Here is a 14,697-nt window from a genome sequence, read left to right on the forward strand (position 1 = left end):
GACCCTCCGGGCAGTGCCCGGAGGGTCCTCGGACCACGCGGTGGGACGGGCTCAGGAGAGCTTGAAGGCGATCATCTTCGGAGTCCCGTCGTTCTGGATGAGGTAGCGTCCGCCGAGCTGCTCGGCGGTCTGGTCCGCGCCCCGGTCGTCGAAGTTGAGCAGGACGACCTCGTCGGTCCCGTCACCGTCGAAGTCGGCGGCGAGGTAGTTGCGCGCCGCGCTGTACCCCGGGGTCCGTCCCAGCGCGGGCGGGTAGAGGGCGTCGGTCCCCACCAGGTTCGGGTCCCACAGGTAGAAGCCGCCCTGGACACCGGTGCCGACCAGCTTCTGGCCACCGGGGCCGGTCAGCCATCCGCCGACTGCGCTGGCGGGCGTCAGGAACACGGTGTGGTCCTCGCCGTCGGCCGCGAAGGTGCGGAGCGCGGACGTGCCGGCCTGCAGCAGGACGCCGTCACCGGCGAAGTAGTTGTTGTGGGTCCACAGCCCTCCCATGACGGTGCTGTGCAGCAGTTCACCGGTGCGGCCGTCGCGGATCTCCATGACGTTGTGCGGGCTGAAGGCGTCGGCCCCGCTGACCCCCGCCGGTGTCCACGCGATCCAGGTGTATACGACGGCGTGTCCGTCGGCGTACGGGATCTCGGGCGAGGCGTACACCGCGCGGTCGAGGATCCCGCCGTGCAGCCGGCCGTCCTGGGAGCCGGCGGGCGCCTTCGGCTCCTGGGCCCAGCCCAGCGCCCCGGTCTTCGCGTCCAGCTGGACGGCCTTCATGGCGGGGGCGTCGAGGCCGAGGGAGTCGGCGCCGGTGTACTGCGCGTACACGTTGCCGTCGGCCGTCGAGGGGTCGGAGAACAGGACGTCACCGGCGCTCTCGGGCGCGGAGTACGTCCACAGCGCCTTGCCGTTGCCCTTGTAGGCGCGCAGGGCGTCGGTCGGGACGAGGACGTCGGCCTTCCTGTCGCCGTCGACGTCCGCGAGCACGACGGACCGCACGAACCGGCCGCCGCCGTCGATGGTCTTCAGGATCTCGCCGGTCCGCGGGTTCAGGACGACGACGGCGCTGTCCGCGGCGACGACGATCTCCGGGTTCCTGTCGCCGGTGACGTCCGCGGTCTCGATGCGGTGCACCGCGCCGGGCAGGGTGGCCTGCCACAGCTTCTTCGGCTCGCCGTCGACCAGCGAGGTGCCCGAGTAGGCGAACAGGCCGTTGGAGTTGCCGCCGCCCACGAAGTCCGGCTTCTTGTCACCGTCGACGTCCACGGCCTGCGCGTAGGACATGTCGCCCTGAAGGGGTGTCAGCCGCTGCTGCGTGCCGCCGGCGAAGTCGTACGTGCGGACGTTCTGGTCGCCGTCGACGACGCGGATGTGCCGGCCCCTCTTGTCCTTGAAGATGTCCTGGAAGAGGGGAGACGCGGTGGCGCCCTTGGTCTGCCAGCGCACTTTCCCCTTGCCGGAGAAGACCGTCAGCGACCCGTACCGCCCGCTGACGTTGCGGGAGGTGCCCATGTCGGCGTCGTCCTGCGCGGCGGCGACCAGCTGCTTGTCGACGACGTCGAGCCGCCAGGTGCTGGGGCCGTTCTCCGGGTTGTCCGGGTCCCGCTTGGTGGTGTGCTGCCACAGCGCGGTCTCGGGGTCCGAACCGTCCAGGACCCGGATTGTGGCGGCGTTCACGTACAGGTTGTCGGTGAGGGAGGACTCGCTGACCGCGTACTCGACCTTCTTGTTGCCGGTCAGGTCGCCGACGGTGAAGGCGGTGGGGAGCACGTTGACGCGGCTGTCCAGCGTGGTGCGGCGGCCGTCACCGAGGTCGTACGCGGCGACCTCGTAGCGGATCTCGTCGTTGGGGTCGGCCTGCTCCAGCGCGACGAGTTGGTTGCGGCCGGCGTCCAGGCGCAGCTGGCGCCCGTAGAGCGCGCTGTCCTTCTGCCAGACGACGGAGCCGTCGCCGGTGTCGAGGACGAGGGTGCGACCGCGCGGGGTGGTGATGTCCGTCTTGCGCAGGTCCCACGTGGCGGCGACCTTCCCGTTGCCGAGGTCCTCGATCGCCCCCCAGGTGGCCGGCTGGACCTCTTCCGTGTCGTACGTCCAGGTGCTGGACTCGGTCAGCTCGCCGTCGGCGTACGAGAAGCGTGTGCCGGTCAACTTGGCGGTGGCGGCGGCCGGAGCGCTGTCGTTCTGCCGGGGTGCGTCGCCGACCAGCAGGGTGCCGTCGACGATCTTGACGAGGGTGGCGAACGCGTACACCTTCGACCAGAGCGTCCTGCCGGTCTTGCCGTCGAGGACGGTGACGACCGTGCCGGAGGTCATCGTGGTACCCGGTATGCGGACTCCGGTGGGCGGGTTGTCGCCCACGCTCGCCGCGAAGACGACGTCGGGCACGCCGTCACCGGACAGGTCTCCGCTGTCGTGGCCCTGGTCGGAGGCGGGGGTGAACGGGCTGACGGCGTTGTAGCCCATGAGCACGCGCGGCGGGTACAGCTCGGTGTCCCACACGCGCAGTGGCTTGATGCCCCAGTCCGCGTACAGGGACGTGTTGTCCCGGCTCCACTGCTCGGTGCCGTCGGCGGTGGTGCGCGCGACGTGGCCCAGGCTGTGCAGGGTGAAGTAGTCGCCCCTCTTGTTGCCGACGGGCACGGTGGCGCCGAAGCCCCGCACGCCCTCGACGGTCGACTTCTGCGTCAGGGTGACGTTGGAGGCGCCGTCGGTGCCGCTGTCCTTCGCGGAGCCGGTTGAGGAATCCTTGGTGGTGTCGGCCGCGTCGTCCCCGTACAGGTCGACCTGGAGGCGGTCCGACAGCTTCTTCGCCTGAGCGGCGGTCAGGCGCATGCCGTGGGAGTCACCGCTGTCGGCGGCGAGGGCGTGCGGGGCGGCGGTGAGCGCCAGGCCGGCCGCGACCAGTCCGGAGGCGAGCCGCAGGGCGCGCCGTGAGGTGTGGGCTCTCATCACTTGACTTCCTGCGCGATGTGGACGGCCGAGCCGGCGGTGAGCACCGACTGGTCGAAGGAGTACTGGAGGGCGTCGTCACCGGTCTGGTTCTCGATGCCGACCGTCGCGCCCGCGCCGCGGTCGGCAACGGACTTGTACTGGAGGGTGACCGAGCCGGTGGCCTCGTCGAAGACGGCCTCGAAGGTGGCGCGGCCGGCCGTGCCGTCGGCATAGGCGGCGTTGTTCCAGACGATGGCGAAGGCGCGGTTGCCCTTCGCGCCCTTCACCGCGGTCTGCACGCTGGACTTCTTGTCGAGGACCAGGTCGTCCCAGAGGGCGGCGACGGTGCCGTTCGGCCGGGCGGCCGAGGGGAGCGCGGTGTTGGCGTAGTCGCCGATGCGCGGCTCCAGGAAGTTGATCAGACCGTTCGTGGTGACGGAGGCGCTGGTGTACGGGACGCCGTACAGCTTGACCGGGAAGGGCAGCGCGACCGTCTTGGCGTCCTCGTCACCGGAGAGAGCCACCTTGGTGGAGCCCTTGATCCAGGAGTACGCGGCCGGGGCGCAGGTGTTGCCGTACGCGTCGGTGCGGTTCGGGAGCCTGACGTCGGCGGTCTCGTCGTCGTCGACGGTCAGCGAGCCGCGCGAGTTGCCGTTGCACAGGACCGGGGCGGCCGGCGCCACGCTCAGGGTGTAGGTGCCCTCGGCGACGGTCGGCAGGGTGTAGGTGCCGTCGGTGCCGGTGGTGACCGCCGGGACCGGGGAGCCACTGATCTGGACGGAGGCCTTGGCGAGCGGGCGGCCCCGGACATCGAGGATCTTGCCGGAGACCTTGTGCGCGGGCACCGCGTCGAGTGAGAAGTCCTTGCTGAGACGCTGGCCGGTGGTGACCTCGACGCCGGAGACGCTGGCCGGGGCGTAGCCGTAACCGCTGAGCGTGAAGGAGTACGTGCCCGGGGCCAGGGTCAGCCGGTAGGAGCCGCCGTCGATGGTGCTGACCGCGCGGGTTCCGGTGGCACCGGTGGCTTGCACGGTGATGCCGGTCAGGGCGGCGCCGGTGGCCTTGTCGGTGACCTGGCCGGTCATCGTCGCGGCGGTGTGCGGGGCCTTGTCGACGGAGGCGAAGATGTCGAGCCTGCCCTCGCCCCAGACGTTGTTGGCGTCGGCGGTGCCGCCGCAGTGGGTGTCGTCCACGTCGACCGCGCCGTCGTCGAGGAGCGCGCGGGTGGTGTCGATGTCACCGATGAGCGAGGGGGCCGCGGACCACAGCAGGGCCACCGCACCGGCGACGTGCGGGGTCGCCATCGACGTACCGGAGATCGTGTTGTACGAGTTGCCCGGCCAGGTGGAGCGGACGTCGACGCCGGGCGCCGAGATGTTCGGCTTCATGGAGCCGTCGACGAGCGACGGGCCGAAGCCGGAGAAGTCGGCGATCCTGCCGCTGGAGTCGTAGGCGCCGACGCCGTAGGAGGGGGCCTGCGAACCGGGAGCGTGGCCCGTGGAGCAGGTTTTCCCGTCGCCGTCGTTGCCGGAGGCGAACGCCTCGAAGATCCCGGCCGCGTTCCACGCCTCGACGATGTCCTGGTAGAACGTCGTGTCGCCGCCGCCCCAGGAGTTGTTGACGATGTTCGGGGCGAGGCCCGGGCGCGGGTTCTTCCCGTTCGCGTCCGTCGGCGCGAGAATCCACTGGCCGGCCGCGAGCAGCGACCCGTCCGAGCACTCGTCCGTCTCGCAGCCCTTGGCCGCGATCCAGGTCGCGTTCGGGGCGACACCGACGCCGTTCTCGCCGACCATGGTGCCCATGGTGTGCGTGCCGTGGCCGTTGTTGTCGCAGGGGGCGTCGGTGGGGCACTGACCGCTGGCGTCGAACCAGTTGTAGTCGTGGGTGAAGGAGCCGTCGCCGTTGTTGCCCCGGTAGTTGTCGACCAGGTCCGGGTGGTCGTACTGGACGCCGGAGTCGATGTTGGCGATGACGATGCCCTCGCCGCGATCCTCGTACTCGTCCCAGACCCGGTCGGCCTTGATGTCCCCGACGCCCCACTCGGGGGTGCCGACCTCCTCGGCCGCGGCCTTGACCGCCGCCTTCGTCTGGGCCTCGGTGGGCTTCGACTCGATGTCGTCGAGCTTGTAGTGCTGCTCCTTGACGATGCGCGCCACGTCCGAGCGCTTCGCCAACTGCTCGACGAGGTCCTGGCCCCCCGTGACCCTGACCGCGTTGGCGATCCAGAAGTCCTGGTGGCCGACCTTCTTCTTGTCGAGGAAGCTGTTCAGCGACTGCTGGCTCTCGTGGGCCTTCGTCTTCAGCTCGTTGAACGCGGACTCCGTCCGCGCGGCATGGCCGCGCTTGCGCTTGGCGGGGGTGAGGTCGGCCTTGCCCTTGAGGACGACGAAGAACGAACTCTCGCCGCCCTTGTCCACGGCCTTCAGCAGGGCGGAGTCGACCGGAGCGGCCGGGCCACCGGCGGCGGCCGCGGACGGAGGGCCGATCAGCAGGCCCGTGACGGTGAGCGCTGCTGCCGCCCATGCGGCGGTTCTCCGCCGGCGCGATCGGGACAGGTGCATCTGGGTGCTCCTCCAGGGACGAAACGGGGGAGCCCGGACGCTAGGCGGGCGGCGTTACTCGGGCATTACAGAGCCGCGTTGCCCGACGTTTTCGGGGATGCTGATCAGGAGGGGCTGAGAGACGGCGTGTCACGCCGGGCATCAGGGGGTGACGATGGGGAAGTTCTGATCGCCGGGATCGAGTACGGCGGCGAGGCGGTCGCGGACCGAGGTGTCGCCGGTGGCGTTGCTACCGGCTGCTGCCAGGGCGGCTGGTGTCACGTTGCCGGCGGCGAGGGCCGGGAGTGCGAGCGCGTCGAACAACATCGGGGGAGTGAGGTGCGCGACCTTCTCTGCGCAAACTCGGATTCACGGTCCCAGGAGCGTCCCCATCGAGAAACGCGTAGGTGTCGTTGTCCCAGACAACGGTCCCGTCCTTCGCCGCGACGGCGCTCGGCTCGCGACGGAAGATGTGCTCGTAAACGAGAAATTGCGTGCGATCAGGACTTCTGTCGGTGTGCCTGCCGGGAGAGGGCGCCAACAGGGTCAAGCCAGTGGTGCGAACAGGTCGACGCCGTGGCCGTCCGGGTCGTTGACGACGGCGTACCGCTGTCCCCAGGGGGCGTCCCAGGGCTCGCGCTCGCCCTTGCACCCGGCGCCCGTCAGCTCCGCGTAGCAGGCGTCCACCTCCGCGGGTGTGTCGCACAGCAGGGCGAGGGAGTGCCGCCCGCCACCGGCCGGCGGCTGCCAGCCGGGGGTGAAGGAACGGACGGAGTCCTCGGTGTCCAGGAGCAGCCGGATGCCGCCCGGCAGTGGGGCCTCGGCGTGCGGCTGTCCTTCGGAGCCCTCGGGGAAGGCGAAGCCGAGCCGGCGGTAGAAGGTCACGGAGGCGGCCATGTCGGAGACGATGAGGCCGATGGCGTCGAATCGTGCGGTCATGGGCTCACCGTAGACGGGGCGTGCGAGCCCGGTCTTGAAGAAAACGGACACCCGGCCGCCGCGCGCCTCAGATGCTCCTCAAGTCCGTTGAACGGCACGGGGTGTCCCGTCGATCATGGCTGCATGTTCGGACGACTCGCCCCACCGGAACTCAACGTCCTCGTCCTGCGCGACACGGACGTCGTCGCCCACCGCATCCGTCAGGCGCTCGCCGAGGCGACGCCGGAGGAACGGCCCGGACTGGAGCGCGCCGCCGCCCTGGTCGAGCAGGCCGCCGCGGAGCCCGACGCCGCACTGCTCGCCCGCTGGGTGCACGAACGCCTCGCCGCGGCCGGCCACGAGGGTCCCGTCGACTCCGTCCGGGCCGTCAAGACCCTGCGCGAGGCGGCCCCCGGACTCAGCCTGCGCCAGGCCGTGAAGCTGACGAAGGACGCCGCCGCCCACCAGCCCTAGTACGGCTTCGTCAGGTCGGGTGAACGAGCCGTGGATGACGGGTGTTTTCGTCTACTCGGAGACGTTCTGGGCCGTTGACTGGGGTGGCCCCGTATCGTCCGCCCGGTGGGGGCCGCGGCCTACGGTCGAGTGCCGTCGATGCGCTCGAGCAGCGTTCGGGCTTCGGCGGTGCGGCGGTGGTCCGGGCCGAAGGAGGCCAGGCAGGCATCGTGAGCGACTGCGGCCCGACGACGGGCATCGGGAACGCGTCCCAACCCGAACTGGGCAGTGGCGAAGGCCAGTTCGACGGCGCCCGTTTCTGGAAGGCGCTGGTGGTCGGGAAGCGAGCGGTGCAGCTTTTCGGCGCCCCGTGCCTCGGTGAGGGCGTCTTCGTGGCGGGCTTGGCCGCTCAGGCTGCGAGCCAGACCGAGTCGCAGCACCAAGGACATCCGGTCACGCTCGCGATGGGCGGCCAGGGCCTCGCGGGCGAGCGCCTCCGCCTCCTGGTGCCGCCCCTGCGCGTTGAGGGCGAAGACCTGTCCGTTTCGGGCGGCCGCTGCCAGGCGTGCCATCTCCGGGCCGGTACCGCGCACCGCGGCCCGGGCGACGGCGGCACATTCCGCCTCGCACTCGGCGTGCCGGCCCAGCGAGATCATCTGCTGGGCGCGGTCCGAGCGCAGCTTCAACGTCAGCCAGTGATCGGCTCCGAATATCCTGCCGAAGACGGGCAGCGCTTCGTCATAGGTGGCGAGAGCCTCGGTGTGGCGGCCTTGGGCACCCGTCGCGAGCGCGGCGATGTTCAGCGCCACGGCTCCGTACACGTCGTCGCGCGGCCGCGATCGGCTCACGGTCCGGGCTTCGGCTTCCGCCTCGGCGTAACGCCCGGCCTCATAAAGGGCCTTGGCATCGGCCACCGGTGTTCCCGTCATTCGTTCGGCGTCGCTTCGGCGGCGCGACCGGAAGAGTCTCATGCCCGGGAGCATACGGATGCCGCACAGGCTGCTCGGGGCGCGGCCAGGCTGGACCAGGCCCCACCGAAGTCGCCCCCGGGGCGAACACCCGTACGGCAGGATGGCCGCATGATTCGTCACGCGCGTGTCCTGCCGGTGCTGGTGCTGGCCCCGCTGCTGCTCACCGCCTGCGGCTCCGAGAAGGCGGGCGGCCCCGGTCCGTCCGGCCCCGCCTCCGCCGCCGCCCCGGCCGCGGCCCCCGACACCGGCGAACTCGCCTCCCGCGCCCAGGCGATGGGCGTGGCCCCCGAACTGGTCTACGTCACCGAGGCCCCCGGTTTCACCCTCGCCCAGCAGTCCGTCGGGGTCCTCGGCGACGACGGCTTCTCCGCCACCTGGGTCGACGGCGAGACCAACGCGCTGCTGCGGCTCGCCGTCGACCGGGGCACGATCACCGCCGGCACCTGCCCCGAGCAGCCCGTCGGCGACATGTCCGGCGAGCACACCACCTGCGAACGCGACGGTGGCGCCTGGTACCGCACCGGGGCCGGACGGCACGAGTACGCGCTGCCCGAGGAGGGGCACGTCGTACGCGTCTCCGCCGAGCAGGACGCCGTACCGCGCGACGTCCTGCGCGCGGCCGCGCTCGCCGCCCACCGCCCCGACGCCGCCGAGACCGACCGCCTCCTGCCCTCCGTCGAACCGGCGCCCGCCACGCCGGTCGAGCGCGGCGACCTGCCGCCGTTCGGCGACGGGGCCCCCGACAACCACGTGGACGTGGGCGGCTGACCCAGGGCCTGGCGTGGCTCAACGGTTCGCGGGGACGAGGGGGCGGGTGGTGGCGGGCGTGTCCGTCTCGCACACGGTGCCGTCGGCGGGGTGGGTGCCGTGGATGAGGGCGGCGTCGACCGCGCTGTCGACACACGAGTTGGTGCCGTAGGAGCCGTGTCCGACTCCCTCACGCGTGAGCAGGACCGCGGAGTCCAGGACTCGGGTCATGTTCTCGGCCCAGTGATGCGGGGTGACGGGGTCCAGCCGGCCCGCGACCACCAGTGACGGCGGCGAACCGGCGCCCGTGAGCGGCTCGGTGACGCGGTCCTTGTTCGGCGCGGGCCACCGGGCGCAGTTCAGCGCGGAGTAGGCCGCCCGGGTCCCGATCCGCTTGGCCTCGGCAACGGCCTTGGCGGCCGCGGCCTTGTGCGCGGCGATGCCGGTCGGTGTCCGCCAGTCGGCGCAGCGCACCGCGGTGTGGGCTTCGAACATCGCGGTGGGGACGGGGAAGGGGGACACTGTGACGCTGCTCCACAGGGTGTACAGGGGTGCGCCGTTGCCGCTCTGCGCGGCCAGCAACGCCGAGGTCAGCAGCGGCCAGGTGTGCTGGTCGCCGGCCAGTGCCCGGGTGGCCTCCAGGGCCATGGCGCCGTCGAGTTCGCCGCCCGGGGCGGTGCCCTCGGCGGGTGCGGCCTTCAGCGGCTTCGCCTCCAGCGTGTCGATCAGGGTGTCGAACGCCGACTGCGGGTCCCCCGCTCCGAACGGGCACACCGCGGTCCCCTCGGTGCGGCAGGTCTCGAACCAGGCGTCGAGCGTCCGTTCGCTCGCCACGGCGACGTCGTTGAGGAAGGCGAGGGAGTCGCCGAACCACAGGTCGGTGTCGACGGGCGCGTCGAGCACCATCTGGCGGACGCGGTGCGGGAACAGGGTGGCGTACATCGGGCCGACCACGGTGCCGTAGGACAGGCCGTAGTACGTGATCTCGTCCTCGCCGAGCGCGGAGCGGACCTGGTCGAGGTCGCGGGCCACGTTGTCGGTGGACAGGCTGGCCAGGAACGCCTTGCTCTGATGCTCGACGCAGCCGTCGGTGAACGCGGCGGCATCGGCCAGCAGCCGCGGCAGGGGTCTGCCCCCGGGGACGGCCGGGTCGAAGGCAGTGCCGAAGTCGGCCCGCTGCTCGTCGGTCAGGCAGCGAACGGCCTGCGATCCGCCGACGCCGCGCGGGTCCATCGCGATCACGTCGAATCTGGCGAGCACCTCGGACGAGAAGGCGCCGGGAGTCCCGGCCGTCTTGGGCAGATTGCGCAGTGTCTCGGTGGCGGGGACCCCGGGCCCGCCCGGGTTGAAGACCAGAGTGCCGATGCGGTGGTCGGGATCGGTGGCCCGGTGCCGCATGACCGCGAGCGGGATCTGCGTGCCGTCGGGCTCGGTGTATTCCTGCGGCACCTTGATCGTGGCGCATTCGAGGTTGTCCCCGCACGCCTTCCACGTGGGTGGGTCCGGGGACGGGACGGATGTCGACGCGGCCCCCGCGGACGTGCCGCGCGGCCCCGAGGCGCCGGACGAGCACCCGGTCAGGACCATGAGGGCGGCGGCGAACACCGCCGCGTACCGGGCGGCGGGCCGTGGCCTCGACCGGACCATGCTGATCTTCCTTTCGTCGTTCGCGTGTTCAGTGACCGGCCATGTCGAGCAGCGAGGAGTACCGCAGGCGGAGCGCGCGCTCCATGCTCGCCAGAACGGCCATGACCCCCAGGGCGAGGTTCAGCCAGAGCGGCAGGTGTACCGGCGATTCGAACGTGCCGACCCGCCGCATGACGGGAGGAATGCGGGAGACGGGTTCGGCGAGCTGCAACAGGTTCAGGCCGACACCGATGACCAGCAGCACCACCGATGCGGCGCCGATCGCCCGGCTCAGTCCCGGACGGTCGGCACCGAGGCGCGCCCGCCGTCCCTCCGCCGAGGCCGGGTCGGGCGTGAGCTGACGCGGCTGTCCGCCCGAGGGGCGGTAGTGGCAGCGCCTGATGCCGTAGTTGCTCATCGCCACCTCGATGACGCCGCCGTCGACGGGGAAGACCGCGGGCAGTTTCGACTCGGCCACATGCCTGCCGTCCAGGAACAGGTGCGCCCGGATCCTGCTGTTGTCCAACCGCGCCCAGTGCCGTACGTCGACGGCGTGCAGGCGGGCGTGCCCACCGGCGCCGGGAAGCCGTAGCCAGAACAGGGAGCGCAGGGGGAGCTGGTACCAGCGGAACCGTTGCAGCTCCCTGCCGTCTCCCGGCTTGAGGCGCTTCGACGCCGCCCACTGCTTCCAGGTCATGGTCCACCCCTCCTGCGCATCGGCCGCGACGTCGGCCGCCAGCCCACTAGTACAGCGTGTTAGAGAAACGCTAGCACACTGCACTAGTACGGCGTACTAGTACGGCGTGCTAGTACAGTGGGAGGGCTGGGAGAAGAGAGGGAGAGCGGAGCATGGAAACACGCGAGAAGATCCTCCAGGCCGCTGCGGAGATGATGGCCGAGGACATGACGGCGAAGCTGAGCGTGCGCGCGGTCGCCGCACGTGCGGGGGTGAGCACCGGTTCGCTGAGGTTCCACTTCCCCACCCAGCGCGCTCTGCAGGACAGCTTGCTCGCGCGGATCTACGAACACCTGCTGCCCGGCGACCCGATCCGGGACCGGACACTGCCGCCCCGCGAACGGCTGCTGAACTGCCTGCGGCAGGTTCTCGCACCGCTCGGCACCGGCGAGGACGCGCGCGTCGCATGGGGCACGACCTACCGGACCTTCATCGAACCCGAGCCGACCGAACAGGTCCGCGCCGCCTACCTCGGCCATGAGCGAGAGGCGGAGCGCCGTGTCGAACTCTGGCTGTCCGTGCTCGCCGAGGAAGGCGCACTGCCACCGGGAGACCACACCCGCAACGTCAGGTTCCTGCTCACCGTCCTCAACGGACTCGCGGTCGAACGCGCCCTGCCCACCGGCGAGCCCGTCCTCGTCGCCGAGACCGAGACCCTCGGCGCCGCCGTCGACCATGTCCTCTCCACCGGCCCCCGTCCGGCACGGACACCCTGATCGCGACGGCGCGTGCGCTACGCCGTGAAGGCCGCCACCGTGTCCAGACCGGCCTGCCGCAGCGTCCGGTGGACGGCAGGGCGGGCACCCCGGACGGTGAGGGCGACCGGCTTCGGCGTGCGCGTCACCGTCCGCAGCAGCGCGTAGGCGCAGGCCAGATCGATGTGGTTCAAGCCGCTCATCTCCAGGGTCCAGGCCCCCGGCTCACGCAGCCGCGGGTCGAGGAGCAGCTCCTCCAGCACGCCCAGCGCGGGCGCGTCCAGGTCTCCGGAGAAAGCCAGTACCACGTGCTGCCCGTCGGCCTCGGCGATCCTTACGGGTGCGTCCGTCACGGCAGCCTCCTCGGTCGCGCCTCGCGTGCGTCGTCTCCATTGTCCCCCAGCCGTGGCGACCGGGGCCTGCCGGAATAGATCCCCGGTCGCGCGGCGCTATGCCTTGAGCGGTACGAGAGTGCGGCGAAGGGCTGGTGAGCGCATGCGGTCAGGCCGGACGAACCCCGTGGTCAGGACGGTTCACGGCGCGGTACGCGGCAGGTACGAGCACGGTGTCGCCGTCTTTCGCGGCATCCCCTACGCCGCGCCCCCCTTCGGACCGGGCCGCTTCCGCCCGCCCCTGCCCCCCGAGCCCTGGGACGGCGTCCGCGACGCGGGCTCCTTCGGCCCCACGGCCCCGAAACCGCCGTACTCCGAGGCCTTCGCCCGGTACCTGTCCGATCCGGCGATCCCCGGCGACGACTGCCTCAACCTCAACGTCTGGACCCCCGGGCCCGGCCCCGGCGCCCGCCTGCCGGTCCTGGTCTGGCTGCACGGCGGCGCGCTGACCAGGGGTTCCTCCGCCGTACCGGTCTACGACGGCAGCACCTTCGCCCGGGACGGCGTGGTCTGCGTGTCGATCAACTACCGACTGGGTGTGGAGGGCTACGGCCTGTTCCCGGACGCCCCCGCCAACGCCGGCCTGCGCGACCAGATCGCCGCCCTGAAGTGGGTGCGGGACTCCATCGCGGCCTTCGGCGGCGACCCCGACCGGGTCACCGTCGCCGGCCAGTCCGCCGGCGCCATCAGCACCGGCGCGCTCCTCGCCGCGCCCGCGGCCCAGGGCCTGTTCCGGCGGGCCGTGCTCCAGAGCGGCGCACCCGAGGCCTCCGACCGCGACAAGGTGCGGCGCATGGTCCGCCGTATGGCCGCCCGGCTGAAGATCCCCGCCACCGCCGAGGCCTTCGCCGCCGCCGATCGCGACCAGCTGCTGCGCGCCCAGGCCGAGGTGGGGCGCTTCAGCAGCCCCGTACTCGGCGGCCCCGGGTTCGGCCTCGTCGTCGACGGCGACGTGCTGCCCCGCGATCCGCTGGAGGCGCTCGTCGACGGCGACGCGGCACCCGGCGTCGACCTCATGCTGGGCTGGACCCGCGACGAGTACCGGCTCTGGCTCGTCCCCGGCGGCCTCGTCGAACGCGTCGACCGGCTCGGCGCGGTGGCCCTCGCGGGTGCCCGCGCCCGCTGCCACTGCGGCAACGAGGTGATCCGCGGCTACCGCGCGCTGCGCCCCGACGCGGGGGCCGCCGAGACCGTGGGCCAGCTGGTCACCGACCACCTGCTCCGCATCCCGATGCTGCGCCTTGCCGACGCGCGGCCCGGCTCGTCGCACCTCTACGAGTTCGCCTGGCCGTCCAACCTCCCCGGCCTCGGCGCCTGCCACGCCCTGGAGCTGGGCTTCGTCTTCGACTCCGGCGACGGCCCCGACGCACGCAGGCTCGCGGGCGAGGGCGCGCCGCAGGCCCTGGCCGACGCGATGCACGGGGCGTGGGTGCGGTTCGCCGAGTCCGGAGACCCCGGGTGGGAGTCCTGGGACGCCACCCACCCCGTGCGGGTCTTCGGCGACGGCGACCCGCACACGGCCCACGGCCCGCTGGACGCCGAGTACGACCTGTGGAAGGCGGACGTCACCGCGCCGCGAGGAACGCGGCCCAGGCGTCTGGTCCGACGGTGACGTGTCCCTGCGGGGCTTTGGAGTCGCGGATGTGGATGGCGGCGGGTTCTTGGGCGACCTCGACGCACTCGCCGCCTTCGCTGCCGCTGGAACTCGACTTGCTCCACTCGTGAGCTACTTCCACGCAGTTGCCGCCTTCGCTGCCGCTGTAGCTGGACTTGTGCCATTCGTAGGCGACTTCGATGCAGTTGCCGCCGTCGCTTCCGCTGTAGCTCGACTTGAACCACCGAAGTGCGGTGCTGCTCATTGGTCTCCTAGCAGACGGTCCAGAAAGTCCCTCGAGTCCTCAGGGGTGAGGGCCTGTGACCGCAGCATCGCACACCTCTGCGTGAGGATGGCCACCTCGTCGGGAGCAGCGATCAGTTGGCTACCCCGTTGTGTTTCCGTGTAGGCGAGCCGTTGGTGGTCTGGTGTCTCCAGGAGCACGAACGGCCCGTCGAGGGCCGCGTGCGCGGTGCGTGCCAGCGGCAGGACCTGAATCGCGAGATTCGGGAGTTCGCAGCACTCTCGCAGATGGCGAACCTGTTGCAGGAACACCGCTCTGCCGCCCAAGTGGTCCCGCAGCACGGCCTCCCAGATGACGAAGCAGGTGATGGGCGGGACCCTGCGGTGGAAGAGAGCTTGGCGCTCGACACGAGCCGTCGCGTGACGTTCGACTTCGTCGTCCTCAAGGGCCGGGATACGGCTGCGGAACACCGCTCGGGCGTAGCCCTCGGTCTGGAGCAGCCCCGGCAACACCTGGTTCTCGTAGGAGGAGATGACGATTGCCTCCCGCTCCCTGTCCAGATACTCCTCCGCCCACAGCGGGACCAGACCCACCTCCGGCATCTTGCTCAGCGCGATCGACAACGCCCCCTTGGTCTGGAGGAGTTCGTCGAGCTGCTCGGCGAGATCCGGCTTCAGCGGGCGTCGGCCCTGTTCGATCGAGGCGATCTGCTGCTCGCCGATGACGAAGCGCTCGCCCAGGGACCGTTGGGTGTGCCCCGCCGCCTGCCGGTAGAGGGCGAGCAGCGCGCCCACCATCTTCATCGCGGAGGCGTTCCTCCGTGTCGTCGTACCCATGAGGTCGAACTCCCCACCCGCGC

At 71.4% G+C, this 14,697-nt stretch carries 14 protein-coding genes; 4 read left to right on the forward strand and 10 right to left on the reverse strand.

Features of this window, described 5'->3' with window-relative positions; translation table 11 throughout:
- Positions 1-51: 51 nt before the first annotated feature.
- The 4 genes from ACFV9J_RS27535 to ACFV9J_RS27550 form a co-directional block, all read right to left on the reverse strand.
- Positions 52-2,940: a VCBS repeat-containing protein gene (locus ACFV9J_RS27535; RefSeq protein ID WP_385358257.1), complete on the reverse strand. Its 2,889-nt coding sequence runs from the start codon at positions 2,938-2,940 to the stop codon at positions 52-54.
- Complete coding sequence (locus tag ACFV9J_RS27540) at positions 2,940-5,483, reverse strand: S8 family serine peptidase (RefSeq protein WP_385358259.1); 2,544 nt, start codon at positions 5,481-5,483, stop codon at positions 2,940-2,942. Before ACFV9J_RS27540 ends, ACFV9J_RS27535 begins: the two co-directional genes overlap by 1 nt.
- Positions 5,484-5,624: 141 nt before the next feature.
- Positions 5,625-5,789 (reverse strand): alkyl sulfatase C-terminal domain-containing protein, encoded by a 165-nt coding sequence (locus ACFV9J_RS27545; protein ID WP_385358262.1) that lies wholly within the window; start codon positions 5,787-5,789, stop codon positions 5,625-5,627.
- Between the two features lie 219 nt (positions 5,790-6,008).
- Positions 6,009-6,401, reverse strand: a complete 393-nt coding sequence (locus ACFV9J_RS27550; RefSeq protein ID WP_385358265.1) for a VOC family protein — start codon at positions 6,399-6,401, stop codon at positions 6,009-6,011.
- A 123-nt stretch (positions 6,402-6,524) separates the two neighbouring features.
- Here ACFV9J_RS27550 and ACFV9J_RS27555 point away from each other — a divergent pair, with 123 nt between their 5' ends.
- A complete protein-coding gene (locus ACFV9J_RS27555) occupies positions 6,525-6,854 on the forward strand; it encodes a hypothetical protein (RefSeq protein WP_189747376.1) in 330 nt (109 codons plus the stop codon).
- A gap of 119 nt (positions 6,855-6,973) precedes the next feature.
- Here ACFV9J_RS27555 and ACFV9J_RS27560 read toward each other — a convergent pair whose 3' ends face one another.
- Positions 6,974-7,804 carry a tetratricopeptide repeat protein gene (locus tag ACFV9J_RS27560; protein ID WP_385358267.1) on the reverse strand — a complete coding sequence of 277 codons (831 nt, stop codon included), beginning with the start codon at positions 7,802-7,804 and terminating at the stop codon, positions 6,974-6,976.
- 108 nt (positions 7,805-7,912) lie between these two features.
- Between ACFV9J_RS27560 and ACFV9J_RS27565 the strand changes: the two genes are divergently transcribed.
- Positions 7,913-8,572 carry a hypothetical protein gene (locus ACFV9J_RS27565; RefSeq protein WP_385358269.1) on the forward strand — a complete coding sequence of 220 codons (660 nt, stop codon included), beginning with the start codon at positions 7,913-7,915 and terminating at the stop codon, positions 8,570-8,572.
- 18 nt (positions 8,573-8,590) lie between these two features.
- Here ACFV9J_RS27565 and ACFV9J_RS27570 read toward each other — a convergent pair whose 3' ends face one another.
- Positions 8,591-10,198, reverse strand: coding sequence for an alpha/beta hydrolase (locus ACFV9J_RS27570; RefSeq protein WP_385358271.1), 1,608 nt, complete (start codon positions 10,196-10,198; stop codon positions 8,591-8,593).
- A gap of 28 nt (positions 10,199-10,226) precedes the next feature.
- The gene (locus ACFV9J_RS27575; protein WP_385358273.1) at positions 10,227-10,874 is read right to left on the reverse strand and encodes a hypothetical protein; all 648 of its coding nucleotides are present in this window, start codon (positions 10,872-10,874) and stop codon (positions 10,227-10,229) included.
- A 152-nt stretch (positions 10,875-11,026) separates the two neighbouring features.
- On the opposite strand from ACFV9J_RS27575, the gene ACFV9J_RS27580 reads away from it, so the two are divergent.
- Positions 11,027-11,629, forward strand: coding sequence for a TetR/AcrR family transcriptional regulator (locus ACFV9J_RS27580; protein ID WP_385358276.1), 603 nt, complete (start codon positions 11,027-11,029; stop codon positions 11,627-11,629).
- Between the two features lie 17 nt (positions 11,630-11,646).
- On the opposite strand, the gene ACFV9J_RS27585 is transcribed toward ACFV9J_RS27580, so the two are convergent.
- Complete coding sequence (locus ACFV9J_RS27585; protein ID WP_385358279.1) at positions 11,647-11,961, reverse strand: STAS domain-containing protein; 315 nt, start codon at positions 11,959-11,961, stop codon at positions 11,647-11,649.
- A 142-nt stretch (positions 11,962-12,103) separates the two neighbouring features.
- Between ACFV9J_RS27585 and ACFV9J_RS27590 the strand changes: the two genes are divergently transcribed.
- A complete protein-coding gene (locus ACFV9J_RS27590; RefSeq protein ID WP_385358281.1) occupies positions 12,104-13,612 on the forward strand; it encodes a carboxylesterase/lipase family protein in 1,509 nt (502 codons plus the stop codon).
- On the opposite strand, the gene ACFV9J_RS27595 is transcribed toward ACFV9J_RS27590, so the two are convergent.
- Together ACFV9J_RS27595 and ACFV9J_RS27600 are read right to left on the reverse strand one after the other, a co-directional pair.
- Positions 13,566-13,859, reverse strand: a complete 294-nt coding sequence (locus tag ACFV9J_RS27595; protein WP_385358283.1) for a DUF397 domain-containing protein — start codon at positions 13,857-13,859, stop codon at positions 13,566-13,568. The two genes, ACFV9J_RS27590 and ACFV9J_RS27595, sit on opposite strands and share 47 nt — an antisense overlap.
- A complete protein-coding gene (locus ACFV9J_RS27600; protein WP_385358286.1) occupies positions 13,856-14,674 on the reverse strand; it encodes a helix-turn-helix domain-containing protein in 819 nt (272 codons plus the stop codon). Before ACFV9J_RS27600 ends, ACFV9J_RS27595 begins: the two co-directional genes overlap by 4 nt.
- Between the last annotated feature and the right edge of the window lie 23 nt (positions 14,675-14,697).

Source organism: Streptomyces sp. NPDC059906 (assembly GCF_042730645.1).
GTDB lineage: Bacteria > Actinomycetota > Actinomycetes > Streptomycetales > Streptomycetaceae > Streptomyces > Streptomyces rubrogriseus.

Bases quoted from the DNA above. Each gene is read 5' to 3' on its own strand.
- ACFV9J_RS27535 (WP_385358257.1), bottom strand. From the start codon at position 2,940: ATGAGAGCCCACACCTCACGGCGCGCCCTGCGGCTCGCCTCCGGACTG.
- ACFV9J_RS27540 (WP_385358259.1), bottom strand. From the start codon at position 5,483: ATGCACCTGTCCCGATCGCGCCGGCGGAGAACCGCCGCATGGGCGGCA.
- ACFV9J_RS27545 (WP_385358262.1), bottom strand. From the start codon at position 5,789: ATGTTGTTCGACGCGCTCGCACTCCCGGCCCTCGCCGCCGGCAACGTG.
- ACFV9J_RS27550 (WP_385358265.1), bottom strand. From the start codon at position 6,401: ATGACCGCACGATTCGACGCCATCGGCCTCATCGTCTCCGACATGGCC.
- ACFV9J_RS27555 (WP_189747376.1), top strand. From the start codon at position 6,525: ATGTTCGGACGACTCGCCCCACCGGAACTCAACGTCCTCGTCCTGCGC.
- ACFV9J_RS27560 (WP_385358267.1), bottom strand. From the start codon at position 7,804: ATGAGACTCTTCCGGTCGCGCCGCCGAAGCGACGCCGAACGAATGACG.
- ACFV9J_RS27565 (WP_385358269.1), top strand. From the start codon at position 7,913: ATGATTCGTCACGCGCGTGTCCTGCCGGTGCTGGTGCTGGCCCCGCTG.
- ACFV9J_RS27570 (WP_385358271.1), bottom strand. From the start codon at position 10,198: ATGGTCCGGTCGAGGCCACGGCCCGCCGCCCGGTACGCGGCGGTGTTC.
- ACFV9J_RS27575 (WP_385358273.1), bottom strand. From the start codon at position 10,874: ATGACCTGGAAGCAGTGGGCGGCGTCGAAGCGCCTCAAGCCGGGAGAC.
- ACFV9J_RS27580 (WP_385358276.1), top strand. From the start codon at position 11,027: ATGGAAACACGCGAGAAGATCCTCCAGGCCGCTGCGGAGATGATGGCC.
- ACFV9J_RS27590 (WP_385358281.1), top strand. From the start codon at position 12,104: ATGCGGTCAGGCCGGACGAACCCCGTGGTCAGGACGGTTCACGGCGCG.
- ACFV9J_RS27595 (WP_385358283.1), bottom strand. From the start codon at position 13,859: ATGAGCAGCACCGCACTTCGGTGGTTCAAGTCGAGCTACAGCGGAAGC.
- ACFV9J_RS27600 (WP_385358286.1), bottom strand. From the start codon at position 14,674: ATGGGTACGACGACACGGAGGAACGCCTCCGCGATGAAGATGGTGGGC.